Source organism: Streptomyces sp. NBC_00250 (assembly GCF_036192275.1).
GTDB lineage: Bacteria > Actinomycetota > Actinomycetes > Streptomycetales > Streptomycetaceae > Streptomyces.
This window is the reverse complement of sequence record NZ_CP108088.1, coordinates 703,265-729,119: the sequence shown is the minus strand read 5'-3', so window position 1 is coordinate 729,119 and position 25,855 is coordinate 703,265. Positions and strand designations below refer to the sequence as shown.

21 protein-coding genes are annotated in these 25,855 nt (G+C 71.1%); 9 read left to right on the top strand and 12 right to left on the bottom strand.

What is annotated here, in order from left to right:
- Positions 1-62: 62 nt before the first annotated feature.
- Together OG259_RS03165 and OG259_RS03160 are read right to left on the bottom strand one after the other, a co-directional pair.
- Positions 63-677, bottom strand: a complete 615-nt coding sequence (locus OG259_RS03165) for a GntR family transcriptional regulator (protein ID WP_328946977.1) — start codon at positions 675-677, stop codon at positions 63-65.
- Positions 678-684: 7 nt separating this feature from the next.
- Positions 685-882, bottom strand: a complete 198-nt coding sequence (locus tag OG259_RS03160) for a hypothetical protein (protein ID WP_328947331.1) — start codon at positions 880-882, stop codon at positions 685-687.
- A gap of 117 nt (positions 883-999) precedes the next feature.
- Between OG259_RS03160 and OG259_RS03155 the strand changes: the two genes are divergently transcribed.
- A complete protein-coding gene (locus OG259_RS03155) occupies positions 1,000-2,733 on the top strand; it encodes a BCCT family transporter (RefSeq protein WP_443051906.1) in 1,734 nt (577 codons plus the stop codon).
- Between the two features lie 13 nt (positions 2,734-2,746).
- Here the strand turns inward: OG259_RS03155 and OG259_RS03150 are convergent, their stop codons facing one another.
- The 3 genes from OG259_RS03150 to OG259_RS03140 all read right to left on the bottom strand — a co-directional run bounded on the left by OG259_RS03150 (position 2,747) and on the right by OG259_RS03140 (position 6,016).
- Positions 2,747-4,039: a sugar ABC transporter permease gene (locus OG259_RS03150; RefSeq protein WP_328940769.1), complete on the bottom strand. Its 1,293-nt coding sequence runs from the start codon at positions 4,037-4,039 to the stop codon at positions 2,747-2,749.
- Complete coding sequence (locus OG259_RS03145; RefSeq protein ID WP_328940768.1) at positions 4,036-4,815, bottom strand: ATP-binding cassette domain-containing protein; 780 nt, start codon at positions 4,813-4,815, stop codon at positions 4,036-4,038. Before OG259_RS03145 ends, OG259_RS03150 begins: the two co-directional genes overlap by 4 nt.
- 112 nt (positions 4,816-4,927) lie before the next feature.
- The gene (locus OG259_RS03140; RefSeq protein ID WP_328940767.1) at positions 4,928-6,016 is read right to left on the bottom strand and encodes a substrate-binding domain-containing protein; all 1,089 of its coding nucleotides are present in this window, start codon (positions 6,014-6,016) and stop codon (positions 4,928-4,930) included.
- Positions 6,017-6,265: 249 nt separating this feature from the next.
- Here OG259_RS03140 and OG259_RS03135 point away from each other — a divergent pair, with 249 nt between their 5' ends.
- Positions 6,266-7,030, top strand: a complete 765-nt coding sequence (locus OG259_RS03135; RefSeq protein ID WP_328940766.1) for an ankyrin repeat domain-containing protein — start codon at positions 6,266-6,268, stop codon at positions 7,028-7,030.
- Positions 7,031-7,057: 27 nt separating this feature from the next.
- Here the strand turns inward: OG259_RS03135 and OG259_RS03130 are convergent, their stop codons facing one another.
- Both OG259_RS03130 and OG259_RS03125 read right to left on the bottom strand, forming a co-directional pair.
- Positions 7,058-11,200, bottom strand: coding sequence for a molybdopterin-dependent oxidoreductase (locus OG259_RS03130; RefSeq protein WP_443052111.1), 4,143 nt, complete (start codon positions 11,198-11,200; stop codon positions 7,058-7,060).
- Between the two features lie 250 nt (positions 11,201-11,450).
- Entirely contained in the window at positions 11,451-12,224 is a 774-nt protein-coding gene (locus tag OG259_RS03125; protein ID WP_328940764.1) for a hypothetical protein, read from the bottom strand.
- Between the two features lie 192 nt (positions 12,225-12,416).
- On the opposite strand from OG259_RS03125, the gene OG259_RS03120 reads away from it, so the two are divergent.
- Positions 12,417-12,869 carry an SRPBCC family protein gene (locus tag OG259_RS03120; RefSeq protein ID WP_328940763.1) on the top strand — a complete coding sequence of 151 codons (453 nt, stop codon included), beginning with the start codon at positions 12,417-12,419 and terminating at the stop codon, positions 12,867-12,869.
- A 121-nt stretch (positions 12,870-12,990) separates the two neighbouring features.
- Here OG259_RS03120 and OG259_RS03115 read toward each other — a convergent pair whose 3' ends face one another.
- From OG259_RS03115 to OG259_RS03105, 3 genes are all read right to left on the bottom strand, one after another.
- Complete coding sequence (locus tag OG259_RS03115; protein WP_328940762.1) at positions 12,991-14,241, bottom strand: serine hydrolase domain-containing protein; 1,251 nt, start codon at positions 14,239-14,241, stop codon at positions 12,991-12,993.
- A 180-nt stretch (positions 14,242-14,421) separates the two neighbouring features.
- Positions 14,422-15,303, bottom strand: coding sequence for a DUF4436 domain-containing protein (locus OG259_RS03110; protein ID WP_328940761.1), 882 nt, complete (start codon positions 15,301-15,303; stop codon positions 14,422-14,424).
- A gap of 74 nt (positions 15,304-15,377) precedes the next feature.
- Positions 15,378-16,562: an agmatine deiminase family protein gene (locus OG259_RS03105; RefSeq protein ID WP_328940760.1), complete on the bottom strand. Its 1,185-nt coding sequence runs from the start codon at positions 16,560-16,562 to the stop codon at positions 15,378-15,380.
- Positions 16,563-16,977: 415 nt separating this feature from the next.
- Here OG259_RS03105 and OG259_RS03100 point away from each other — a divergent pair, with 415 nt between their 5' ends.
- From OG259_RS03100 to OG259_RS03075, 6 genes are all read left to right on the top strand, one after another.
- Positions 16,978-18,534, top strand: coding sequence for a serine/threonine-protein kinase (locus OG259_RS03100; RefSeq protein WP_328940759.1), 1,557 nt, complete (start codon positions 16,978-16,980; stop codon positions 18,532-18,534).
- Positions 18,535-18,609: 75 nt separating this feature from the next.
- On the top strand, positions 18,610-19,191 hold the full coding sequence (locus OG259_RS03095; protein ID WP_328940758.1) for a TetR/AcrR family transcriptional regulator: 582 nt from the start codon (positions 18,610-18,612) through the stop codon (positions 19,189-19,191).
- 417 nt (positions 19,192-19,608) lie between these two features.
- A complete protein-coding gene (locus OG259_RS03090; protein WP_328940757.1) occupies positions 19,609-20,097 on the top strand; it encodes a DUF1269 domain-containing protein in 489 nt (162 codons plus the stop codon).
- A 51-nt stretch (positions 20,098-20,148) separates the two neighbouring features.
- Complete coding sequence (locus OG259_RS03085) at positions 20,149-21,243, top strand: baeRF3 domain-containing protein (RefSeq protein WP_328940756.1); 1,095 nt, start codon at positions 20,149-20,151, stop codon at positions 21,241-21,243.
- Positions 21,244-21,318: 75 nt separating this feature from the next.
- Positions 21,319-21,960, top strand: a complete 642-nt coding sequence (locus OG259_RS03080; protein ID WP_328940755.1) for an FxLYD domain-containing protein — start codon at positions 21,319-21,321, stop codon at positions 21,958-21,960.
- 17 nt (positions 21,961-21,977) lie between these two features.
- Positions 21,978-22,481 (top strand): DUF1269 domain-containing protein, encoded by a 504-nt coding sequence (locus OG259_RS03075; RefSeq protein WP_328940754.1) that lies wholly within the window; start codon positions 21,978-21,980, stop codon positions 22,479-22,481.
- Positions 22,482-22,554: 73 nt separating this feature from the next.
- Here the strand turns inward: OG259_RS03075 and OG259_RS03070 are convergent, their stop codons facing one another.
- Positions 22,555-23,817: an arginine deiminase gene (locus OG259_RS03070; RefSeq protein ID WP_328940753.1), complete on the bottom strand. Its 1,263-nt coding sequence runs from the start codon at positions 23,815-23,817 to the stop codon at positions 22,555-22,557.
- Positions 23,818-23,868: 51 nt separating this feature from the next.
- On the bottom strand, positions 23,869-25,329 hold the full coding sequence (locus OG259_RS03065) for a basic amino acid/polyamine antiporter (protein ID WP_328940752.1): 1,461 nt from the start codon (positions 25,327-25,329) through the stop codon (positions 23,869-23,871).
- Positions 25,330-25,855 lie beyond the last annotated feature (526 nt).

The following is a 25,855-nucleotide window of genomic DNA, read 5'->3' as shown; positions in this document are numbered from 1 at the left end:
TCCGTGCCCTTGATGCGCACAGAGAAGGTGCGCGATCGCTCGTCTTGGTATACGAATGACCCTCAGGGGCTCTCGGTGTGGTCCCCGAAGAGGGAGCGCAGGGCGACGGCCCTGCTGTCCCGTACGTGCAGCAGCGCGCTCGCCGCCGCCGCCTCCGCGTCCCCCGCGGCGATGTGGCGGTACATCTCGGCGTGCTGGGCCCGCATGTGCGCGGGCTCCTCGCGCAGGCCGAAGACCAGCCGCAGCTGCCAGCTCAGCTGTTCCATCGTGCGGGCGAGCAGAGGGTTGCCCGACATGGACACGAGGCTTTCGTGGAACGCCGTGTGGGCGGCCACCTCGCGTGTCGCCTCGTCCGCGGCTGCCGCCGACTCCGCCTGGTGCAGGGTGGCCTCAAGGGCGGCGAGACCCTCGGCCCCGCCCGCCGCGCGCGCCCGCGCCGCCAGCCGGGCCGCCTGGACCGTGAGCGGCTCCCACACCTCGTACAGGTGCTCCACGTCGATGCGTTCAAGCTGTCGTACGCGCACGCCGCTGTGCGGAAGGAGCTCAAGGAGCCCCTCGGTGACCAGTGCGCGCAGCGCCTCCCGCACCGGTACGCGGGACATGCCCAGCTCCTCGGCGACCTCGCGCTCGACGAGGCGGGCGCCCTGCGCGTACCGCCGGTCGACGATGCGCTGCAGGACGGCCTCACGCGCGCGCGTGCTGAGCGGTGTCGGCGCCGATGCCGGGGCTGACGCCGATGTCGATGCCGAGACCGATGCCGGGGTCGCTGCCGGGGTCGGTGTCGCCGAGCCGGTCCTGTGTCTGTCCGCCACCTGTTCCGACCTCTTCCGTCGTGCGTTCGGAGTGCCCGGGGCGAGGATACGTCGGGCCGTCGACGGCCACCGGTCAAGCCTTCGGGGTCTGTTGGTCCGCGCTGTTCGGCCTCGGCTGTGGTACTGCCTTACAGATACGTCGTCATGTTTGTGATGAATTGCCACATTGCCGCGAAAGGTGCCATCTGTGTCGCAGGAAGATCAGAGGCCGGACGGTCGCCGAACAGGCGCCGAACGGGGTGGCAGGGAAGGGCTGCCGGTGACGGCGGACCTCCCGCGCCGCCCCGACCACCACCATCGCGCCCGTACCGACCGGATCGTGTTCGGTGTCACCGCCGTCCTCACCGTGGCGTTCGTCGTCTGGGGTGCCACGGCCACGGACAGCCTGGAGAGCGCGTCGAGCGACCTCCTCGACGGGCTCATCCGCAACGGCGGCTGGGCGTTCATGCTGGCCGCGTCCGGCTTCGTCGTCTTCGCGCTCTGGCTGGCCATCAGCCGCTACGGCCGGATCAAGCTCGGTCAGGAGAGCGAGGGCCCGGAGTTCCGGACGGTGTCATGGATCGCCATGATGTTCAGTGCAGGTATGGGGATCGGCCTGATGTTCTACGGAGTGAGCGAGCCGCTCGCCCACTACGGAACCCCGCCGCCCGGCACCCGCCCCGCGGACTCGGCCGAGCGCATGCAGACCGCCATGGCCACCACGCTGTTCCACTGGACGCTCCACCCGTGGGCGATCTACGCGGTCGTCGGCCTCGCCATCGCGTACTCCACGTTCCGGCGGCGGCGCCGGCAGACCATCAGCGCCGTGTTCGTCCCGCTGATCGGCGAGAAGGCGGCGTACGGCGGGCCCGGGCGGGTCATCGACATCCTGGCCATCTTCGCCACGCTGTTCGGCTCCGCCGCCTCGCTCGGGCTGGGCGCGCTCCAGATCGGCAGCGGTTTCGAGGAGCTGGGCTGGATGGAGAAGACCGGCACCGGGCTGCTCGTCGCCATCATCGCCGTACTGACCGTGGCGTTCGTCTTCTCCGCCGTGTCCGGTGTGGAGAAGGGCATCCAGTGGCTCTCCAACATCAACATGGTGCTCGCCGGGGTGCTCGCCCTGTTCGTGTTCATCGCGGGCCCCACCATCATCGTGCTCGATCTGCTGCCCACCTCGATCGCCGCCTACATCGACGACCTTCCGCAGCTGGCCGGCCGTACGGAGGCGACCAGTGGGGCGAACATCCATGACTGGCTGGGTAGTTGGACCGTCTTCTACTGGGCCTGGTGGATCTCCTGGACGCCCTTCGTCGGCATGTTCATCGCCCGGATCAGCCGGGGCCGCACGATCCGCCAGTTCGTCGGCGGCGTCATCCTGGTGCCCAGCACCGTCAGCCTGGTGTGGTTCGCCGTCTTCGGCGGTTCGGCGATGAAGCTCAGCGAACAGGGCGACCTGGCGGGCGAGACGACCCCGGAGGGTCAACTCTTCGGTGTGCTGCAGGAGTTCCCGCTCACCGGCACCATGAGCCTGCTCGTGATGGTCCTCGTCGGCATCTTCTTCGTGTCGGGCGCGGACGCCGCCTCGATCGTCATGGGAACGCTCTCCCAGCGCGGCGCCTTCGAGCCCACCCGCCCCGTGGTGGTGTTCTGGGGCGTGGTGACGGGCGCGGTCGCCGCCATCATGCTCCTCATCGGCGACGGTCAGGGCGACGCCCTCGCGGGCCTGCAGAACCTCACGATCCTCGTGGCGGCACCCTTCGTCCTGGTGATGATCGGCATGTGCGTGGCCCTGATGAGGGACCTCCGCAAGGACCCGCTGATCGTCCGCGGCGAGGTGGGCGTGGAGGTCGTCGAACTCGCCGTGATCGCCGGCCACGAGCAGTACGACGGCGACTTCGAGCTGAGGATCGGCCCCGGCACCCAGGACACCGACGGGCTCTGAACCACCCGACCGGTCACGCCCTGCCCGCCGCCTTCTGCGTGCGGCGGGACAGGGAGTCCACGACCACGGCGGCCAGCAGGACCGAGCCCGTGATCATGAACTGGACGGCGTTGCTCACGCCCATGATGTTCATCCCGGACTGGATGGAGCCGATCACGAGCGCACCGAGCAGCGCCGACCAGACGGTGCCGCGGCCGCCGAACAGGCTCGTACCGCCGATGACGGCCGCGGCGATCACGTTCATCAGGAGATTGCCGCCGCCGGAGGTCTGGCTCGCGGACTGGATCTGCCCGGCGAGGAAGATGCCGCCGACCGCCGCCATGGTCCCGGCGATCGAGAAGACGGACATCCGGACGAACGGCACGCTGATGCCAGCCCTGCGCGCGCCCTCGATGTTGCCGCCCACCGCGAAGATCCGGCGGCCGTACGTGGTGCGCCGGAGGACGAAGTCCAGCAGCACCAGCACGATCAGGAAGATCAGCAGGGCCAGCGGCAGACCCTGGTACTGGTTGAGGATGTACGCCGTGGCGAAGGCGAGGGCCGCGATCACGACGGTCCGCAGGACGATCTCGGCGATCGGACGGAACGGCACCCGGGCCTTCCGGCGGCGCCCGGCGTCCAGGAGCGAGGCCGTCAGGAACAGCCCGACTCCGACAGCGGCCGTCACATAGGCGGCCGCCGGGCTGTGGTAGATCGTCGAGTACAGCTTGGACACGATGCTCTCGCTCGGGATGTTGACCGTGCCACTGGTGCCGAGCACCTGGAGCATGAGTCCGTTCCAGGCGAGGTTGCCCGCCAGGGTCACCACGAACGCCGGTACGCCGACCTTCGCGAAGAAGAACCCCTGGATGAGCCCGACGGCGGCGCCGCCGGCGATGGCGACGAGCAGCGCGAGCCACTCGTTCATACCGTTCAGGACGTTGAGCACGGCGAAGATCGCGGCGCACAGACCGCTGACGGAGCCGACGGAGAGGTCGATCTCGCCGAGCAGCAGGACGAAGACGATCCCGACCGCGATCATGCCCGTGCCGACGATCTGCTGGCTGAGGTCGGACAGGTTCTGGGCCGACAGGAACGTACTGTTCAGGCTGCCGAAGACCGTCCAGATGATGATCACGGCGAGCACGACGGGCAGCGACCCCAGTTCGCCGCTGCGCATCTTGCGCCGGAATTCGCCGAGGTACCCCTTGATGCCCTCCTCACGGACGAGGAGACGGGTGTCGACGGCGGGCACGGCACCGGGTGCCGGTTCCTGGTTCGCGGATTCGTCGGCTCCGGAGGAGCCGCGGCCTCGGTCGCGTCTCATTGCTCCTCCTCCCGCTTACGGGCCTGGCGGCGGGTGACGGCACTGTCGGTGGCCCCCGTGATAGCGGAGATGATCTCCTCGGTGGTCGTCGAGCGCTTGTCGAAGAAACCGTTGTTCCGGCCGAGGCGCATCACCGCGATCCGGTCGGCGACCGCCATCACATCCACCATGTTGTGGCTGATCAGGATGGTGCCGAGGCCCTGCTCACGGAGCCGCTCGACCAGGTCGAGGACCTCGGCCGTCTGCTCCACGCCCAGGGCGGCGGTGGGTTCGTCCAGGATCACGACCTTCGGCGCGCCGATCAGCGAGCGGGCGATCGCCACCGTCTGGCGCTGACCGCCGGAGAGGGAGGCGACGGGGATGCGGACGCTCGGGATGCGGATGGACAGGGTGTCGAGCAGTTCGCGCGCACGCTGGTCCATGCGGACCTCGTCGAGGACCCCGAAGTGCCGCAGTTCCCGGCCGAGGAACAGGTTGGCGACCACGTCGAGGTTGTCGCACAGCGCCAGGTCCTGGTAGACGGTGGCGATCCCGAGGTTCTGGGCGTCGTGGGGCCGGTTGATGGAGACCGGCTTCCCCTCCCAGGTGATGACGCCCTCGTCGGGCGGGTTGACCCCGGCGATCGACTTGACGGCGGTGGACTTGCCGGCGCCGTTGTCGCCGACCAGCGCGACCACCTCACCGGGGTGGACGTCCAGGTCGAAGTCCTTCAGCGCCTGGACCGCGCCGAACCGCTTGGAGATCCCCCGCAGTGAGAGCACGGGTGGCTCCGGCAAAGGAACCGCCTCCTCCGCTCGCCCGCTCGCGCGGGTCCGGGCCCCGCCGGGACGGCGGTCGCCCGGGCGGGACGTCCCGGGCCGAAGCGCCCGGGACGGAAACGCCGTGCCGCTACTGGAGGCCGGCCTCCTTGCAGGCAGCGGCGTACGTCGGGGTGCAGATCTCCTGGACCGTGTACAGGCCGTCCTTCACGACGGTGTCCTTGATGTTGGTCTTGTCGACCACGACCGGCGTGAGCAGGTTGGCCGGGACCTTCTGGCCACTGCCGCTGGTGACGGTGGTGGGTACCAGATCGGCCGGCAGCGGCTTGCCCTCGGCGAAGTCGACCGCCATCGTGGCCGCGATGTCCGCCTCCGGCTTGTACGGCTTCATGATGGTGATCGTCTGGGTGCCGAGCAGGATCCGCTGGATCGCGTCGAGCTGGGCGTCCTGGCCGGTCAGCGGAACGTTCATGCCCGCCGACTTCAGGGCGGTGGCGATACCGGCCGCCAGCCCGTCGTTGGCCGAGTAGACACCGACGATCTTGTCCTTGCCCAGGGCGCTGATCGCACCGGACATCTGCTGGTTGGCGTTGTTCGGGTCCCAGTTCGGCGTGTCGTACTCCTTGCCGATCTCCACCTTGCCGTCCAGGACCGAGTGCGCGCCGGCCTTGAACTCCGCCGCGTTCGGGTCGGTCGGCGACCCGTTGTGCATCACGATCACGCCGCTCCCGGCCTTGTCGCCGAGCGCGTCGAGGAGCGCCTGGCCCTGCAGCTCACCCACCTTGCGGTTGTCGTACGAGACGTACGAGTCGACCGGGCCCTGTGCGAGGCGGTCGTAGGCGACGACCTTCACGCCCGCGTCATGGGCCTTCTGAACGGAGGACTGGATCGACTTGGCGTCCACGGCGTCCAGGATCAGGACCTTGTCGCCCTTGGCGAGCGCGGTGTTCACCTGTTGCTGCTGGGTGGTGGCGCTCTCGGCGGCGTTGTAGTAGTCGATCTGGGCGTCGGGCGCCAGTTCCTTGATCTTGGCCTCGATGTACGGCCGGTCGAACTTCTCGTACCGCGTGGTCTTGCTCTCCGGCAGCAGCAGGCCGATCTTCACGTCCTGCCGTGCCGACTCCTCGCCCGGCTGGACGGCCCCGCTGGTCGCCACGGCGCCCAGGCAAAGGGCGGTGGCTCCGGCCAGGGCTATCGCGCCCCGCAATATACGGGTCATGGGAGGCTCCTTCCGTACTCCGCCTTCCCGCCGCCTGATGAGTGCGGGACGCAGGATGCACATGTCGCCTATATATCGACATTAGCGTCAAGCTGAGGACCGGCAAGCGGGTGAACCGACTCCGGCCGGGCCCCCGTACCACCCCGGACACGGGATCGCAGGTCGGGCCGTGAGCGCCGTCCCCGGACGCAGCAGTGCAGGTCGGGGGCGGTCCGTGCGCCGCCGTCCCCGGTGCGGCACCCTGACGGCATGCCGACTCCGCGTACGCTCAGCTCCCAGGATCCGGTGGCCGTCGCCGTCACCGAGGCCATCGTCACCGGCGACCTCGACGCCCTGCGCGAGCTGCTCGCCGAGCATCCCGGACTCGCCCGAACCCGGGTCGTCGAGGAACGGGAGGGCTGCGGTCCGGGTGGCCGGAGCCTGCTGCACCTGGCCACCGACTGGCCGGGCAACCGGCCGAGGGGCCCCGAGACCGTCGCCGTCCTGGTCGAGGCCGGCGCCGACCCGGACGCCCGCTTCACCGGAGCCCACCGGGAGACACCCCTGCACTGGGCGGCGAGCAACGACGACGTCCCGATGATCGACGCGCTCGTCGCCGCCGGAGCCGACATCGAGGCCGACGGAGCGGTCATCGCCGACGGTACGCCGCTGGCCGACGCCCGCGCCTTCGGACAGTGGCGCGCGGCCCGTCGGCTGCTCGAACTCGGCGCCCGCCCCACCTTCCAGGACGCCGCGACCCTCGGCCTCCTCGACCTGGTCGAGGCCCGCCTCACCACCGACCCCGTCCCCTCGCCCGAGGAGATCACCCAGGCGTTCTGGGGCGCCTGCCAGGGCGACCGGCTCCCCGTCGCCGTACGACTCATGGAATCCGGCGCCGACCTCGACTGGATCGGCTGGAACGACCTCACCCCGCTCGACATCGCCCGTGTGGAGAAGGCGGAGGAGGTCGTCGGCTGGCTGACGGGCCGGGGGGCGCGGACGGCTGCGGAGCGCCGGGCGGCCGACGGCGGGTGAGCGCGTTCGCCTCCCGAGCCGTGGGCCTCAGTACACGTCTCGCACGTACCTCTTGTCGGCGGCCAGCTGCTTGACGTACACCCCCGCCGACTCCTCGTCGAGCCCGCCGTGCGTGACGGCGATGTCGCGCAGCGCCCGGTCGACGTCCTTCGCCATCCGGGCCGCGGCGCCGCAGACGTAGAAGTGCGCGCCGGACTGGAGCCAGGACCACAACTGCGGCCCGTGCTCCCGCATCCGGTCCTGGACGTAGACCTTCGCGCGCTGGTCACGGGAGAAGGCGGTGTCGAGGCGGTCGAGCGTGCCGTCGGCGAGGAGGGCGGTGAGCTCCTCCTCGTAGTAGAAGTCCGTCGCGCGGTGCTGCTCGCCGAAGAACAGCCAGTTAGGCGCGCGGTGGCCGAGTGCCCGGCGCTCGTCGAGGAAGCCGACGAACGGCGCCACGCCCGTGCCGGGGCCGACCATCACCATCGGGGTGGTGGGATCGGCCGGGGGCCGGAAGTGCGGGGCGCGCTGGACGAACACCGGGACCGGGGCCCCGGCTTCGGCATCGGCCAGGAACGGCGAGCAGACGCCCTTGCGGGGGCGCCCGCGAAGGTTCTCGTAGCGGACCACGGACACGGTCAGGGACACCTGGTGGGGATCGGTGAGCGGGCTCGACGAGATCGAGTACAGCCGCGGCCTGAGACGGCCCAGGATGTCCGCCCAGTCCTGCGCGGCGGCGCGCACGGGGTGCTCGGCGAGGACGTCCACGGCCTGTCGGCCCCAGGTCCACTGGGCGAGCCCGTCCTTGTTGTCCGGCCGGAGGAGCCGCTTCAGGTTCTGGTTGCCGGTCCGCTCGGTGACGAAGCCGAGGAGGGCGGGGGTGGCTCGGGTGATGTCGAGGTGGCGGTGGAGGGCCTCGCCGAAGGGAACGGGACCGAGACCGGGCAGCTCCACGGGGGAGTCCGCGTCGAGACCGGTGACGGCCAGCCATTCGGCCACGAGATCGGGGCAGTTGACGGGCTGCACGCCGAGGGCGTCGCCGCTCTCGTAGCCGAGCGGCAGCCCGTTCTCACTGGTGTCGAAGGTGAACCGCCGCACCTCCTTGCCCGCGCCCGGCAGGCTGAGCAGCCGGTTGCCGACGAGCCGGGCGGCGGTGGTGGCCGGGCCGGAGCGACGGGCGGGGGACGGGGTGGGCGCGGGGACCGTGGCAGGAGCCGGGGACGCTGCCGTCGGCTCGTCGGAGAGACCGGCAAGGACCTGGTCGAGCCAGGCGAGGGCGGAAGGCTCGTAGTCGGGTTCGCAGTCGGTACGGGGTGCCAGGCGGACGCCCCCGAGCTCGTCCAGGCGATGGTCCAGGCGCCGCCCGTGCCCGCAGAAGTCGCCGTACGAGGAGTCCCCGAGGGCGAGCACGGCGAAGCGGCGACCGTCGAGGCGCGGGGTGTCGGGCGCGGCGAGCGCGTCCCAGAAACCGGAGCCGTTGTCGGGCGCGTCCCCGTCCCCGAACGTGCTGGTGATCAGCAGCAGATCGGCGGCCGGCGGCAGCGTCCTGAGATCGGTCTCGTCCATGCCCGCGAGCGCGGCCCGGTGGCCCGCCGACAGCAGACGCTCGGTGGTGGCGGCCGCGAAGTCCTCGGCGTTCCCCGTCTGCGAGGCCCACAGCACGACGACCTCGCGGCCCGCCGCGTACACCCCGCCGATCGCGGGGGAGTGCGGCGCGCGTGAGTACAGGCCGGCCAGGACACCGTTCACCCAGTGCGCGTGGTCCTCGCGGAAGGGTGCGCCGGGCGGCAGGACGGGCACACCGGGCGCGCCCGTCTCCAGACCGGCGAGGAAGCCGACGAGATACTGCCGCTCCTCGGCGGTGAGCACGGGCGGCGGGGTCGGTGCGAGGCCGAGGGCGGCGGCGGGTCCCGGCGGCAGGCCGCCGCTCGGGATCACGACCCTGGGGACGACGGCGGAGGGAGCCACGGCGGTCGGGGGCAGGGCGGCTGGGGCCAGGGCGGCCGGGACGGTCGCGGCCGGGACCGCCGACTTCGTGAGCGCCACCGCGCACACCTTCAGCTCGGGCTGGAAGGAGAGCGGATCGACGGCGTCGTTGGTGACGGCGTTGACGCACAGGTCCTCGCCGAAGAGGTCGCTCCAGTGGAAGGGGGCGAAGCAACTGCCGGGCGCCACCCGGTCGGTGACCACCGCGGGGAGCACGGCCTTCCCGCGCCGCGAGGCGATCTCCACGGGGTCGGCCTCCGCGATGCCCAGCCGCAGGGCGTCCTCGGGGTGCAGCTCGACGAACGGCGCCGGGTTGAGCTTGTTGAGCTTGGCGACCTTTCCGGTCTTGGTGAGGGTGTGCCACTGGTGCTGGAGACGGCCGGTGTTGAGGACGAACGGATAGGCGTCGTCGGGCATTTCGGCGGGGTCGATGTGCGGGCGTGCGTGGAAGACGGCCCGCCCGCTCGCCGTCGGGAAGACGGGTCCCTTCCCCTGTCCCGCCCGCTGCTCCTGCCCCTGTCGCTGCCCCTGCCCCTGCTCCTGCTCCTGCCCCTGTCCGGGTCCCTGCCCCTTGTCGCCGGCGGTGCCGTCCACGTACCGGATCGGGTTCCGCGCCGGGCCTCCGCTCGCGGCCGGCCACTGGACGGGGGTCGTGCGCAGTCGCTCGTACGACGCTCCGCTCAGGTCGTACCCGGTCTTCGGGTTTCCGGCGCGCTTGATCTCCTCGAAGATCTCCTCGGCGCTGTCGTACGAGAACGCCTCCTCGTACCCCATCGCGCAGGCGACACGGGCGATGATCCGCCAGTCGGCGAGGGCCTCGCCGGGCGGGTCGACGGCCGGTCGGGCGAGGGTGAGGTTGCGCTCGCTGTTGATCAGTACGCCCTCGGACTCGGTCCAGAGCGCGGCGGGCAGCACGACGTCCGCGTACGCGTTGGTCTCGGTGTCGGCGAACGCGTCCTGGGCGATGACGAGTTCGGCCGCCCGCAGACCGTCGACGACGGTGCCGCGGTTGCCGACGGAGGCGACCGGGTTGGTGCAGATGATCCAGCACGCCTTGATCGCGCCGTCCGCCATCCGCCGGAAGAGGTCGACGGTGCCCTGCCCGGAGCCGTCCTCGCGGATGCTGCCGGGCGGGAGGCCCCACAGTTCCTCGGTGAAGGCCCGGTCCTCGGCGACCAGGACCGAGCGCTGCCCGGGGAGACCGGGGCCCATGTAGCCCATCTCGCGGCCGCCCATGGCGTTGGGCTGACCGGTCAGGGAGAAGGGGCCCGAGCCGGGGCGGCAGATCGCGCCGGTCGCCAGGTGCAGATTGATCAGGGCGTTGGTGTTCCAGGTGCCGTGGGTGGACTGGTTGAGGCCCATCGTCCAGCAGCTGGTCCACTCGCCCGCCGTGCCGATCCACTCGGCGGCGGTACGGATGTCGGCCTCGGGTATCCCGGTGATCCGGGCGACGGCGGCGGGCGGATAGTCGGCGAGGAACGGGGGCATCGCCTCCCAGCCCTCGGTGTGCGCGGCGACGAAATCGGGGTCGGTGTGGCCGTTCTCGTGCAGCAGGTGCAGGAGCCCGTTGAGCAGCGCGAGGTCCGTGCCGGGCTTGATCCGCAGGAAGAGGTGCGCCTTGTCGGCGGTGGCGGTGCGGCGGGGGTCGACGACGATCAGCTTCGCCCCGGCCTTGACCCGCTCCATCATGCGGAGGAACAGGATGGGGTGGCAGTCGGCCATGTTGGAGCCGATGACGAGGAAGACGTCGGCCCGGTCGAGGTCGTCGTACGAGCCGGGCGGGCCGTCGGCGCCGAGGGACAGCTTGTAGCCGGTGCCGGCGCTGGCCATGCAGAGCCGCGAGTTGGACTCGATCTGGTTGGTGCCGATGAAGCCCTTGGCGAGCTTGTTGGCGAGGTACTGCGCCTCCAGGCTCATCTGGCCCGAGACGTAGAGCGCGACGGCGTCGGGCCCGTGCTCGTCGACGATCGCGCGCAGCCGGCGCGCGGTCTCGGTGATCGTCCGGTCGGTGCCGGCCGGGACGGGATCGGACCCCCGCTCCTCCCGTACGAGCGCGGAGGTCAGACGGCCGGGGGCGGCGAGCAGGTCGGCGGTGGTGGCGCCCTTGGTGCACAGGCGCCCCCGGTTGGCGGGGTGGTCCTTGTCGCCCGTCGCCTTGAGGACGGTACGGCGCCCGTCGGGCCCGGTGCCGATGTCGAGGAGCATGCCGCACCCCACACCGCAGTACGAGCAGACGGTCCGCACCTGGTCGGGCGTACCGGTCCGGGGGTCCGCCGTGTCCTGTGGGGTCACCGGGGCGCCTCTCTGTGGAACCGTTCGAGCCCCGACCGTACGAAACGGCCGTTACACCTGTGTCAACCGGGCCGATCATGGTCCGTAACACCGGTCACACAGCGACCCGGGGCGCTGTGTGAGAACCCCGGGTACGCGCGCGTGCCGGAACGGGCGCGGCAGGTCACGACGAGGCGGAACCCCCGGTGACGTCGGTGGCATCGGCCGTGCGCAGAAGTCGCAGGAAGGCCTTCAGACCGGTGATGATCTCCTCGTTGTCGGTGAGACGGTTCACCGTCGCCTCGAACTCCCGCGCCAGCGCAGCGATCTTCCGGTCGGTCTCGTCGGCGCGCTGATGCGAGGACAGCGCGACGGCGTCGACCGTACGGCGCAGCTCGGCGAGTGCCCGGTACTGCTCCTCGGCCTTGCCGTCGAGCACCGAGGCCCCGGTCTCCAGGGCGGCGACGCGTCCGGTCAGCGCCACCACGTCGTCGCGCGGGAAGGTCACGTCCCGGAGCAGGACGCCGAGCCTGCGCCGCAGCTGCCCGAAGTACGCGCCGGCCGGCCGGAGGAACGTACTCAGGAGGAAGAACCCGGCGAACCAGTAGCCCGCCTCGCGGCCGGTCGCCGCGGCCACGGCGAGCGCCACGCCGGCCGTCACCACATGCCCGGCGACGGCGACGCGCAGCATCACGCGCGCGATGCGCCGCGCCTCGGTGTCCCGTTCCTTGGAGACGGTGATTCCCTTGTCCCGGCTGAGCGTGATCTCCGCGAGGACCGCATGGGCGCGGAAGTAGAGATTCCATGGAGCGGTGAGGAGCAGCAGGAGCCAGAGCAGCCCCAGAGCCCCCGCGCCCACCGCGAGCACCGTCCCGGGCGGCGCCCCCACGGCGTACGCGAGTACCAGCGCGCCGACCGCGAGCCCCGCGGCCACGAACACACCCACGACCTTGCTCATGTCGCCCCCTCCGAGCCGGTTCACCACCTGCCGACATGGTCCCGCCGGGCCTCGCCCGCGGCCATGAGTACCGCTACTCAGATCGGGCTCGGCGCCCGGTCCGGCGCCGGTTTTCGACGGTGGCGGGGCGCCCGGGGCCGTGGGACGATTCGTATGAAGCACCAAGTCCATGTGGGGGACGAAGAAGGCGCCATGCCTGTCATCACGGAAACCATCGACATTTCCCGCAGGCCCGCGGAGGTCTTCTCCTACGTGACCGACCCGACGCATCTGCCCGAGTGGCAGGAGAGCGCGGTCTCGGTCCGCAAGCTCGGGAGCGAGCCCATCGCGGTCGGCTCGAAGGTCGCCGTCACACGGCGCCTCGGGCGGCGGGAGTTCACCTCGACCATGCAGGTCATCGAGCTCGATCCGCCGCGCCACTGGCACGTGCACGGCATCGACGGACCGGTACGCGGCGACATCCAGGGCACGATCGAGCCGCTGGACGACGGAGAGCGTTCCCGCCTGACGCTCGCCCTGGACTTCGAGGGACACGGCATCGGCAAGGCGCTCGTCCCCCTCGTCGTCCGACCGCACGTGCGCAAGGAGATGCCCAAGGACGAGCTGACGCTCAAGGGGATCCTGGAGAGCGACGCGGTGTCCTGAGGCCCGGCGCCCTGAGCGGCACCGGCCGGACCTGGGTCGTGCGGTGATCCGATGCGTCGAGGCTCCGCCGACGGACGGCGGAGCCTCGACGCGGAGCGTGCGGGGTGTGCGGACCGGGAGGTCAGTCGATCGCGAGCGGGTCCCCCGGGGCGAGCGCGGCCGCGATCCGGGTTGCGACCACCTCCGCCTGGTTGCCGTCCGGCGTGGTCGCCGTCTTGGTCGCGGAGACCGCGATGGCGAGACGCTTGGAGGGCAGGTACGCCTGGATGGCCGCGTAACCCGAGAACGACGGGTTCTGCAGGATCCAGCCGTTGACCACGATCACACCCAGACCGAAGTGCTTGGCCTCGGTCTGCTTCAGACAGATCGTCGCGGGACAGGTCGTGGTCGCGCCGCCGAGGCCGACCGTGCCCGGGTCGAGCAGGGTGCGGTACGAGCGGGGCGACAGGAGTTCGCCGCTGCCGACGCCCTGCGCCGAGCGGGCCAGGTCACAGATGTCGGTGGTGATGACCGCGCCGGGCGCGGTGGTCCACGAGGGGTTCCAGAACGTCGACTCCTCGTACAGGCCGCGGTCCGAGGTGAAGGCGTGCAGGACCGGACGCGGGATCTCGGGAGTGAAGTTGTTATGCGTGTTGCGCAGCTCCAGCGGCCCCGTGACCTTCTCCTTCACCAGCCGGTCGATCCGTACCCCGGTGATCTTCTCCAGCGCCTCGATCAGATAGACGTAGTTGGCGTGGGAGTAGCTCCAGCTCGTGCCCGGCTCGTACCAGAAGGAGTGCCGGAGCGGATACGCGACCAGCTCCTCGGGGGTCCACGCCCGGAAGGGGTGGGCCTCCAGTTCCTTCAGGAACTCCGGGTCGGTGACGTAGTCGTGCAGGCCGGTGGTGTTGCTCGCCAGCATCCGCAGGGTGATCTTGTCGGCCTTGGGCAGGTCGGGCAGCCAGCGCTCCACGGTGTCGTCGAGCCGGACCCGCCGCTCCTCGACCAGCTTGAGGAGGGTCGTCGAGATGTGGGCGAAGGCCACGGAACCGGCGCGGAACTGCATGTCCGGCTCGGCCGGGACGCCGGTCATGGACTCGCCGAGCGCGTCCGTGAGGACCTCGCGCCCGTCGATCGTGACCTTCACCTGCACGGCGTTCAGGTGGAGGTCCGCCTTGGCTTTGCGGGTGATGTCCAGGACCCGGCGGCCCTTGCCGTCGAGGTGGCCCTGGGTCCGCACGCAGTCGGATCCGCCACGGCCGCCGGGACCCTCGGCCAGCGCGGGTGCGACCGCGGTCGCCTGGACCGTGAGGGCGAGGAGAGCGGCGCAGAGCAGAGCCCTGCGGGACCGCGCACGCGGGCGCGTGCGCGGGGAGAGGGGGGTGTGCGTCATGCCCCGCACTATGTCCGGGGGACCGTGCACCCACGGCTGAACACTCCGCAGACCACGCCAGACCCGCCCATGTGGGGCAGACGACAGCGCCGTCCGGACGCGTCAGGGACGACGGCGTCTCGGGACGGACCCGTCAGGGGCGACGGCGTCGCGGGACGGACGCGTCTCCGGCCGGGTACGTCAGGGGACGGGCGTACCGCGCGGGGGCGGCGGGTCCTCCGCCCGTACGGCCCGCACGACCACCACGATCACGCAGAACGCGATCAGCGTCTCGGCCCAGAAGAACGCCAGGTAGTCGAGGAGACTGCCGATGGGCGGCGCGCCCGGGGCGGTGTTCCGGAAGGCCGCCAGGGCGAACAGCGTGGCCGCCATCCAGCCGAGCGCCGGCCAGGTCAGCCCCATGCGCCGCCGCACGAGGTGCCAGCCGCCCATGAGGACGGCGACGGCGAGTGCCCACATCGCCAGCATCATGAACACGGCGAAGACGAGCACGCTGCGGGAGCGCGCCACCTCCGTCGCGAACACGGCCGCACCGTTGATCTCCGAGCTGTCGACGGCCAGCGAGAACAGGGCGTCCCGATTGGAGAGCGTCATGTGTACGGGGACGCTCTCGCCGCCCTGCACGGCGCCGAACTCCATCTCCGTCTCGTACGCGTCGAACGGATAGTCCGTGATCGCGCCGCCCGTCAGCGTGACGGGCACGTCGACGGTCGCGATCCTGCTGTGCGCGGGGAACGTGAGGTCCCCGCGCACGGAAGAGGAGGTCTGGAGCGTGAGGTTCTCGGCGGGGGAGATCCCGCCGGCCTCGCCGAGCGCACCGCGCGGAGTGACGAGGAGGCGCAGGACCAGCTCCCGGCCCGCGGCGTCGACGCGCTGGACAGAGGCGTCGATGTCGATCCGGTCGGGCGCCTGTCCTCCGGCGGTGTAGCGGGTGTCCAGGTCCTGGCGCTCGCCGAACTGGAGCCACAGCCCGCAGAGCACGGCCGCCGCGACGGCCAGGAGGGCGAGTCCCGCGCTCAGCGGCCCGCCGGGGGGCCGTGGTTGACGTCGCTTCAGGGACACGCACGTGCTCCAGAGTGGGGTGAAGGGTGAAGGGTGAAGGGGGACAGCCGAGAGGGGAGAGGGGAGAGAGACCGTCAGGCGGCGGACTTGCCCGGCTGGTCGTGCGTCGCGCAGTGGATGCCGCCACCGCCGGAGGCGATGGTGTCGATCTGAAGCTGCACGACGTCCCGCTCGGGGAACTGCTCCTGGAGGATGCCCTTCGCCCGGTCGTCGGCGGTCCGGTCGCCGAACTTGGGGATGAAGACGGAGTCGTTGGCGATGTAGAAGTTGGCGTACGTCGAGACGAAGTCGTCGCCTTCGCCGGTGATGCGGTTGAGGTCGGGCTGGGGGAGGTCGATGATCTCGAAGCGTCGGCCGCGGGCGTCGGTGGCCTTTTCGAGGACGGAGCGGGCCTGGTCGGCGGAGCGGGACCAGGAGTCCGGGGGTGTGCCGGGGAAGGCCTGGTCGAGGAGGACCACGCCGGGGGCGGTGAAGCGTACGAGGCTGTCCACGTGCGCGTCGGTGATGTCCTGGCCGCGTACGCCGGCGAGCCAGACGACCTTCTGCACGCCGAGGGTCTCGATGAGTTCGTCCTCGATCTGGTCCCGGGTCTTTCCGCGGTTGCGGTTGTCGTTGACGATCGAGCTCTCGGTGACGAGGAGGGTGCCCTCGCCGTCGGTCTCGAAGGAGCCGCCCTCGGCGACCAGCGGCGCGACCTCGCGGGGGATGCCGTACTTGCGGAGCAGGAGACGGCCCACCTGGGAGTCGTTGGTGTGCTCCTGCTTGTTGCCCCAGCCGTTGAAGTTGAAGTCCACCCCGAGGAGCTCGTCGCCGTCCTCCACGAAGACGGGCACGGTGTCACGGGCCCAGAGGTCGTCGACCGGCATCGGGATGACCTCGACCTGCGAGCCGCACGCCCGTTGGGCCGCGGCGACCTGGGCGGGCCGGGCCATCATGACGACGGCCTCGTACTCGGCGACGGCCCGGGCGATACGGGCGATGTCCTCCCGTACGTAGGGCAGGTCGTCCCCCCAGACGGAGGCGAGCGCGGGCCACGACATGAACGTACGGGTGTGGCTGTCCCACTCGGCGCCGAAGCGGCGCTCACCGGCCTTGGAGGCGGGGCCGGCCGAGCCGGTGGCCGGTCGGGTGGAGGCGTCCGTGGCACCCGCCGACGTGGACTCGCCGGGGCCGCAGGCCGTGGCTCCGAGGGCGAGAGCACCGCCGAGACCGGCGAAGGCGCGCAGGGTCGAGCGGCGGGAGGGCGGGAGGTGGGACACGCTGTGCTCCGATCATGGGCTGGCGAGACTATCCAGCGGCGGCGGGCGGATCGTCATGACGCGCGCGCGGCGTGGCGGGATTCGCGGGCCTGGGCTTCACACGGGTGGCCGAAGTACGGAGACGGGGTACCCGGACGTGAGTGGGGGTGGGCCGTGGGCGCCACTCTGACACTGACTGGATTTTCAGTCAAATGAGGAGGTGGATCTGAGGTAGTCCCTCACCGATGCGCCTTCGTCGTGACCCTTTCCGGGAGCAACCCACCTGCATGACCTCGGCATCCTCATGTTGACTGAAACTTTAGGCAACGGCACGATCAGGTGCGGGGCGCGCCGTGCGCCCCTACGCGCACCACCGGGCCGCGGTGTCTCCCACCCCGCCCCGGGGCGCCGTCCCGCACCGCCGAAAGAGCCGCCCATGTCCTCCACTCACCCCGCCGGGGCGCAGCCAGCCCACGCGCCGCTGTCACTCGACGACCCCAGCGAGATCGGCGGCTACCGGGTGCACGCCCGCCTCGGCTCCGGCGGGATGGGTGTCGTCTACCTCGCCTACACCCCCGGCGGGCGACCCATCGCCGTGAAGGTCGTCCGCGAGGACTTCGCCGCCGACCCCGAGTTCCGTCGGCGCTTCGCCCAGGAGGTCGCCAGCGCCTGCCGTATCCACGGCCTCTTCACCGCACAGGTGGTGGACCACGGCGTCGACGAGGCCGTCCCGTGGCTCGCCACCGCATACGTACCGGGTCCCTCCCTCCAGCAGGTGGTCGAGCGGCACGGACCGCTCCCGGCGCGCACGGTCCTCCTCCTCGTCGCGGGGATCGCGGAGGCCCTCCAGGCCATCCATGCCGCGGGCGTGGTCCACCGCGACCTCAAGCCCGCCAACGTCCTGATCGCCGAGGACGGCCCCCGCGTCATCGACTTCGGCATCGCGCGGGCGGCCGACGCCACCGGGCTCACCGGCACCGGGCTGCGCATCGGAACCGCCGCCTACATGGCGCCCGAGCAGGCGCTCGGCCTTCCGGTGACGTCCGCGACCGACGTGTTCGCGCTCGGTGCGCTCGCCGCCTACGTGGCCGGGGGCGCCCTGCCGTTCGGGACGGGGCCCGAATCGGCCGCGCTGTACCGGGTCGTCCACGAACCGGCCGACCTCTCCCGCGTATCGGGGGAGCTGCGCGCCCTCCTGGGCTGGTGCCTGGCCAAACGGCCGGAGGAGCGGCCCACCCCTGCCGAGCTGATCGCGGCCGTACGCGAGCACGCGGCGGTCGGTGCCACGCCGGAGTTCTCCGAGGGCTGGCTTCCGGGAGCGGTGAGACAGGAGATCGCGGGCCGGGGGGCGGGTGCGGCTCCCGCGCATCCCTCGGACCGCACGCCCCCGCCCCCGCACGCCCAGCCCACGAGCACGGCGACCCCGGCGCCGGTCCGGCTGCCCACGCAGCGGGTCCCGGCGGACGAGGGCGCGGAGGCGTCGCCGCGCCGGGCCCGCCGACGCGGTGGGCGTACGCCCCTGCTCGCCGGGGCCACCGTCGCGGTACTCGCCCTGGCCGGCGGAGCCGTGTACTACCTGTCCGCCCCGGAAGGCGCGTCCGACGCCGCCTCCGACGTCACGTACACGCGTGGCTTCTCCGACGTCGAACTGACGGCACCCGACAACGGCTACGAGTTCGATCTCGCCAGCGGGAAGGTGGTGCCCGCCGAGACCGCCGGCTGGTACCTCGCCCGCGAGGGCGAGGAGCTCGTCGTGCCCGAGAACACGGACGCCTTCGTCGCCTCCGGCGACTCGCTGAGCCCGGCGGAGTGCGAGCGGGGGATCGACTCGGAACCGGTCACGCGCCTGCCGCTCGACGACCTCGCGGACGAGCAGCCGTTCTGCGTCCGCAGCTCCGACGGCGAACGGCTCGTCATCGCCCGGCTGGTCGAGGCGGGTCCCGCCGGTGGCCCGGTCACGGTCGTCGTCGGCCAGTACCGGGTGAACCGCTGACGGGCAGGACCGCGCCGGGGCGGCGGGGCGACGGCGGCGATCACCTCGCCCCCGCGTCCGGATAGGGTTCACGGCATGTCGTCTCGCAGTACTCAGATCCTGGAAGCGGCCGCCCGGGTGATCGCCCGGCGCGGGGTGCGCGGCCTTCGCGTGGAGGAACTGGCCGCGGAGGCCGGGGTCTCCACCGGCCTGATCTACTACCACTTCAAGGACCGCACCGGGATCCTGCGGCACACGCTCGAGTTCATCAACGACCGCGCCGAGCGGTACACGACCTCGCGGGACCCCGACGCGGAGCCGCTCAGCCCCCGCGAGGAGCTCGACGAGGTCCTCCTCCTGGAACTCCAGGACACCCCGGAGGTACGGGAGAACAGCTCGGCCTGGGGCGAGCTGCGGGCGAGCGCCGTCTTCGACCCGGTCCTGCGCGAGGACCTCGCGCGGGCGACCCTGATCTGGGTGCAGGAAGTGGCCGCGCTCCTGGGCCAGGTGCAGCCCATGGCGCCGGCGGCCGCGCTCGCCGCCGCGGCGGAACGGCTCACCGCCCTCCTGGAGGGCCTGAGCATGCGCTGGCTGAGCGGCGGCCTCACGATCGACCACGCGCGCACGCTCCTGCAGGAAGCGGTCGACGTGGAGCTCACCTCACTGCGTCAGCGATAGCCCGCACCGCGCCCGGCCGAGGGGGCCGAGGCGGGTGGACCGCGGCCGCGCGAGCGGGCCCGAGGCGTCCGGGGTCCACGGCCGGATGGACGAACCCCGTGGCCGGCCGTGGAGCGCGGACGGAGCGGCGCCCCTCACGACCGGCCGTAGACCGTGCCCGGCGCAGCGCCCCCCCCCGCGACGGTCGTCGTTTCCAGGACCCGGCCGCGAGTCGACCCTGCCACTCTCCCCGCGCGCCGCCGGACGTCGGCATCGGCCCGCGCGGCCGGACGCACCCGTATGCCCGCCCGAAGGGCCCACCGAGTCGCGACCATGCACATATCGGGACAAGATGACACTTCGTGGCCCTGGAGAGGCCCTCCGTGTCTCTCCGTCGGAAGGGGGACCCCGAGGATCCCCTTCCCCGAGGAGGCGGGAATGGCTGAACTCATCGTCATCGGATACGACGACCCCGAGGTGGCCGAGCAGGCCTATGGCACGGTGCTGGATCTGCAGCGCGACTACGTCGTGCACCTGAACGGTCTCGCGATCGTCTCCGTGGACGCCGACGGCAGCACGCACGTCGACACCAACAGCAAAGTCGTCGGCGCCTCCGCGGCCTCCGGAGCCATCTGGGGAGCCATCTTCGGCCTCCTCTTCCTGCTCCCCGGCGTCGGACTCCTGGCCGGAGCGGCCCTCGGCGGCCTCGTCGGCAAGATCAGCAAGTCCGGAGTCGACGACGGGTTCCGTCAGCAGGTGCAGGACCTCCTCAAGCCCGGCACGGCCGCCGTCGTGATCATGACCTCGAAGCTCACCGACGACAAGTTCACGGTGGCCATGCAGCCGCACGGCGGCACCGTCCTCAAGACCTCGCTCAGCGACGAGGACGAGAGGGAACTGGCCGAGCAGCTCGCCGGCCCCCAGTAACCGGCCCCCTCACCCCGCACAACAGCCGGAATTCGCCAGGAAGGCTTCCTCATGGACCCCGCGCTCAGCAGCGACGTGCTCGCGAAACTGCGACAGCCCCGCCCGTACCCCGCCGTGTCCCTCGTGATGCCCACCCACCGCCGTGAGCCGGACAACACCCAGGACCCCGTCCGGCTCCGCAACCTCGTGGCCGCGGCGGAGAAGGCGATCCAGGACGACCCGGGGGTGACCCGCGAACGGCGCGCCGACGTCATGGACCAGCTGAGCCGTGCGGTGGCCGAGACCGACCTCGCGCACGCCGAGGACGGCCTGGTGATCTTCGTGGCCCCCGGGGAGCACTACGTGTGGACGGTGGCCCGCTCGGTCCCCGAGCGCGTCGTCCTCGCCGACACCTTCCTCACCCGGAACCTCGTCGCGGCCCAGGCCGCCGAGCAGCCCTCCTGGGCGCTCGCGGTCGCGGCCGACCGCGTCTCGCTGTGGAGCGGCAGCCCCGAGCGGGTCACCGAGCACACCGGGGACGGCTTCCCGCTCACCCGCAGCCTCGAAGACCCGGACGCGGAGCGCAAGGAGCGCATCGGAGACCTGCCCAGCACCTTCCAGGACGAGGCCACCCGCCAGTTCCTGCGCGAGGCGCACACGGCACTGCGCGCCGTACTCGCCTCCGAGCCGCGCCCGCTGTACGTGATCGGCGAACCGGCCGCCCTCGCGCTCCTGGAGGACACCGGACCGCTCCAGGCGGGCGTGACACCCGTCCACCGCGGAGGTCTCGCGCGGGGACCGGCCGCGGCGGTCCACGAGGCCGTCGAGCCGGCCCGCGTCGCCCGCGAGGCCGCGGCGGCGACCACCGTCCTGGCCGAACTCGACGCCGCCCGGGGGCGCCGCGAGTTCGCCGGCGGCATCGACGAGGTGTGGCAGGCCGTGAAGGACGGCCGGATCCGGCTGCTCGCCGTCGAGGACCACTACCGGACCGTCGTACGGGACGAGGGCGGCCATCTGGAGCCCGCCGAGCCCGCCGAGCCCGAGGCGCGCGACGACATGGTCGACGAGATCGTCGAACGCGCCCTCGACACCGGAGCCGAGGTCCAGTTCGTCCGGGACGACGCCCTGCTCGACATGGGCCGCATCGCCGGAGTACTGCGCTACTGACTCCGACACCTCCTCCCACACCGACTCCGACTCCGATTGCGACACCGACTCCGACGACGAAAGAGGACGCAAGCTGTGAACCCCACATCGACGCGCGCGAGGCGGTCGGTCCGCGCACGCGCGGTGACCGCGGCCGTCGCCGTCGTCGTCACGGGCCTCGGCGCCGCCGGACTCGTGTCCTGCGACACCGGGAACGACGACACCGGCGGCCCCACCTTCAGCGAACGGCCCACGGCCCCCGACACGGCCGACTTCTCGGGCGAACTGCCGTCCTCCGTCGCCTCGTCGGCGGCGGAGGTGGTCGAATCCGCCCGCGCGTCCGCCTCTTCGGCGGCGGCTTCGGCCTCCGCGCGGGAGGCCGAACGCAAGGCGTCCATCGGGGCGGAGATCGAGCGTACGCGCCAACAGGCCGAGGACGAGCTGAAGGACGTGAAGGCCCCGGGCAACGCGCTGAACGAGGTCGCGATGACCGGCAAGCCGCGCGCGGACACCGGCGGCGTGCTGACCGTCGTCCTGAACATCACCAACAATACGGACGAGGAAGCCTCCTACGCCGTACAGGTCGACTTCCTCGACCCCTCGGGCAAGGTCGTCGAGACGCAGTTCGTCGGCGTCGAGGACCTCGCACCGGGCGAACGCCAGCAGCCGTTGGTCATCAGCAGGCAGCCTCCCGAGCCGGTGCTCACCCCGAGACTCACCAAGGCGCAGCGGTACTGACACAGGAGGAGAGCGGTATGTCCGAACTCATCGTCCTCGGCTACGAGGATCGCGCCGTCGCGAACAGAGCCTTCGACGCGGTGCAGAAGCTCGAGGGCAGCCATGTGATCGAGCTGACCGGCCTCGCCATCGTCTCGGTGGACGCGGACGGCAAGACCCATGTGGACACCCCCGCGCGGAGAAAGGGGGAGGCCGCACTCTCGGCCACCGCCGGCGCCCTCTGGGGAATGGTCTTCGGCATGATCATCCTCACGCCGGGGATCGGCGTGGTGGGCGCCGCCGTCGGCGGACTCATCGGCAAGCTGAACCAGATGGGCGTCGACAACAGGTTCCGCGACAAGGTCCAGTCGCTGCTCGCACCCGGCTCGTCCGCCGTCGTGGTCATGGCTTCGAAGGTCACCGAGGACAAGTTCGCCGCGGCCGTCGAGCAGTTCGGCGGAACCGTGCTCAAGACCTCGCTGTCGGAGGAGAGCGAGCGGGAGCTCGCCGAGCAGCTGGCGGGCACGGGGTCTCAGGACTGACGGCCGACCCGGTCGACCGGGACACGGGGAGCCGGCCACCCCGAGGCGGGGTGGCCGGTTCTTTCACACGTCGTCAGAACTCGACCGCGTCGCGGATCAGCGGGCAGGTCATGCAGTGGCCGCCGCCGCGGCCCCGGCCGAGTTCGGCACCGACGATGGTGATGACCTCGACCCCCGCCTTGCGCAGCAGCGTGTTGGTCTGGGTGTTCCGGTCGTACGTGAAGACGACGCCGGGTTCGAGGGCGACGGCGTTGTTGCCGCTGTCCCACTGCTGCCGCTCGGAGGCGTACACGTCGCCGCCGGTCTCGATGACCTGGAGCTTCGGCAGGCCGAGGCCCTTGGCGACCACATCCACGAACGGGGTGTCGCCCTCGTCGGTGATGTCCACCCCGGGGGCCTTGTCGCCGGGTCGCAGGGTGAAGGTGTGGACCGAGTCCATGATCTTCGGGTAGAGCGTGACGATGTCCCGGTCGGCGAAGGTGAAGACGGTGTCCAGGTGCATCGCGGAGCGCAGCTTCGGCATGCCCGCGACGATGACCCGGTCGGCGGCCCCGTTCCTGAACAGGGAGGCCGCGACCTGGGTGATGGCCTGCCGTGAGGTGCGTTCGCTCATGCCCATGAGGACGACCCCGTTGCCGACGGGCATGATGTCGCCGCCCTCGAAGGTGGCCTGGCCCCAGTCCCGCTCGGGGTCGCCCCACCAGACGGCGGCGTCCTTGTAGTCGGGGTGGAAGCCGTAGATCGCCTTCATGAGGAGGGTCTCGCCGTGGCGGGCCGGCCAGTACAGCGGGTTGAGGGTCACGCCGCCGTACAGCCAACAGGTGGTGTCCCGGGTGTAGAGCGTGTTCGGCAGCGGCGGCATCAGGTACTCCCGCACCCCGGTCGCCTCGCGGGCCAGGGAGACGTACCCGGAACGGAACTCCCCGGGCAGGTCGGCCGTCGACAGGCCGCCGATCAGGTACTCGGCCAGATCGCGCGGCGCGACGGAGTCCAGGAACGCACGGGTGTCGTCGATGAGACCGAGGCCGACCTCGTTGGCGATGATCTTCCGGTCGAGGAGCCAGGCCCGCGCCTCGGGGATCGCCATCGTCTCGGAGAGCAGATTGTGCAGCTCCACGACCTCGACGCCGCGCTGGGTCAGTTTGTTGACGAAGTCGGCGTGGTCGCGCTGTGCGTTCTCCACCCACATCACGTCGTCGAACAGCAGGTCGTCCGAGTTGGTCGGGGTCAGCCGGCGGTGGGCGAGCCCCGGGGAGCAGACAAGGACCTTGCGGAGTCGTCCGACCTCGGAGTACACGCCGAGCGCGGGCTTGGCGGAAGCGTCGTTGCTGGTCATGCGGGGCCTTTCGAGTACGGGTGACGAGGGGAGGGGCGGGGGAGGAAGGGCTCAGAGACTGATCCAGCCGACCGCGAGGGCCACGACCCCCATGACGGCGCCGGCGATGGAGACGACGAGGATCACCAGCTCGCGCGGGGAGAACAGCTGCCGGCCCTGCTCGCGCCGGGCCTTGACGAACAGGAAGGTCGCGGGCGCGTAGAGGATGAAGGAGACGAGGACGAACTTGAGCCCGGCGGCGGACAGCAGGAACGCCGTGTAGATCGTGGCGAGGACGCCCACGACCAGCTCCCGCCGGGTGCTCTGCCCGGTGACCTTCTCCTGCGCGGGTCTCAGAGCGATCTTCACCGCGAACGCCGCGGCGAGCAGGAACGGGATCAGGCTCAGCGCGCTGGTCAGGTCGAGGGCGAAGTTGAACGCGTCGTCGGAGAAGGCCGTGACGACCAGCACGGTCTGACTGAGGGCCGTGGTCATCAGGAGGGCGGGGACGGGGACGTCGTCGCCGCTGGAGCGCCCCAGGAAGCGCGGCATGTCGTCGTCCTTGGCCGCCACGAAGAGCACCTCCGCGGCCATCAGCGTCCAGGCCAGATAGGCGCCGAGGACCGAGATGATGAGGCCGACGCTGACGAAGACCTTGCCCCAGGTGCCGACGGCGGCCTCCAGGACGCCCGCCATGGAGGGCTGGCGCAGCTCGGCGATCTCGCTCATGGGCAGGATGCCGTACGACACGATGGTCACCGAGGCGAAGACGGAGAAGACGCTGAGGAAGCCCAGGATCGTGGCCTTGCCCACGTCCTCGCGGCGCTTGGCGTGCCGGGAGTAGACGCTGGCGCCCTCGACGCCGAGGAAGACGAAGACGGTGGCGAGCATGGTGCCGCGGACCTGGTTGAACAGCGAGCCGGCGTAGTCGGCGCCACCCCAGTTGTCGGCGAAGACGGACGCGTCGAAGGAGAACAGGGCAAGGATGACGAAGACGATGATGGGCACGACCTTCGCCACCGTCACGATCCGGTTGATCGCCGCGGCCTCCTTCACCCCGCGGCGGATGAGCAGGAAGAAGGCCCACAGTCCGGCCGAGGACAGGATGATCGCGAGGGCGGTGTCGCCGTCGCCGAGCGCCGGCCAGATCGCGCCGATCGTCGACATGATGAGGACCCAGTACGTCACGTTGCCGACGCAGGCGCTGGCCCAGTAGCCGAAGGCCGAGAAGAAGCCCAGGTACTCGCCGAAACCGGCCTTCGCGTACGCGTAGACACCGGCGTCCAGGTCGGGGCGGCGCACCGCGAGCGTCTGGAAGACGAACGCGAGCATCAGCATGCCGAATCCGGCGATCGCCCAGGCGATCAGCGCACCGGCGACACCCGTCTCCTGGGCGAACCTCCGGGGCAGCGAGAACACGCCGGCGCCCACCATGGACCCGACGACCATCGCGGTCAGGGTGACGAGCGTCAGTTTCGCCGTGGGCGGGGACCCGGCGGTGGTGGCGTCCGTACTGGTACCAGCGTTCGACATGACCTACCTCGAAGGCGATTCGGTGAGGTCCCCGGGCGGCCCGGTCTTCGGGAGCTTCTCGATCGTGAAGCCGGTGGTGCCGTAGAGGACGCTCGGCGGGGGACTGGCGTGGTGGAAGACCGCGTAGGGGGCGTCCGGCGGGCCATGGTTCGTTCGTCTTCGGCGGTTTCGCCGCCCTTCATGCCCACCCCTTGAGGCGACGAGTGATGACTGGAAGCCGAATTTAGCTCGGGGGTGATGATTTGTCACAGTAGAGAACGATTTGACACCGGTGGTGGCAGGTGTGGCGGAGCCCCGACGGGGACGGGCCGAACGTTGACGCGGTGCTCGAACCGGAAACTGGACGGAGGAGCGGCCAGACCCACGGGCTCTCGGCCACATGGCCCGAATGTCGCAGTTCACCTGCTTAAACCTCGCGGCGGGCAAGATCCCCGTTTCGAGGTAATGCCCTCGATCTGATGGGGTGCGCGGGGTGTACCGGCCGTTACTGTTCCCCGGGATCTGGACGGATTCCCAGAGCTTCATC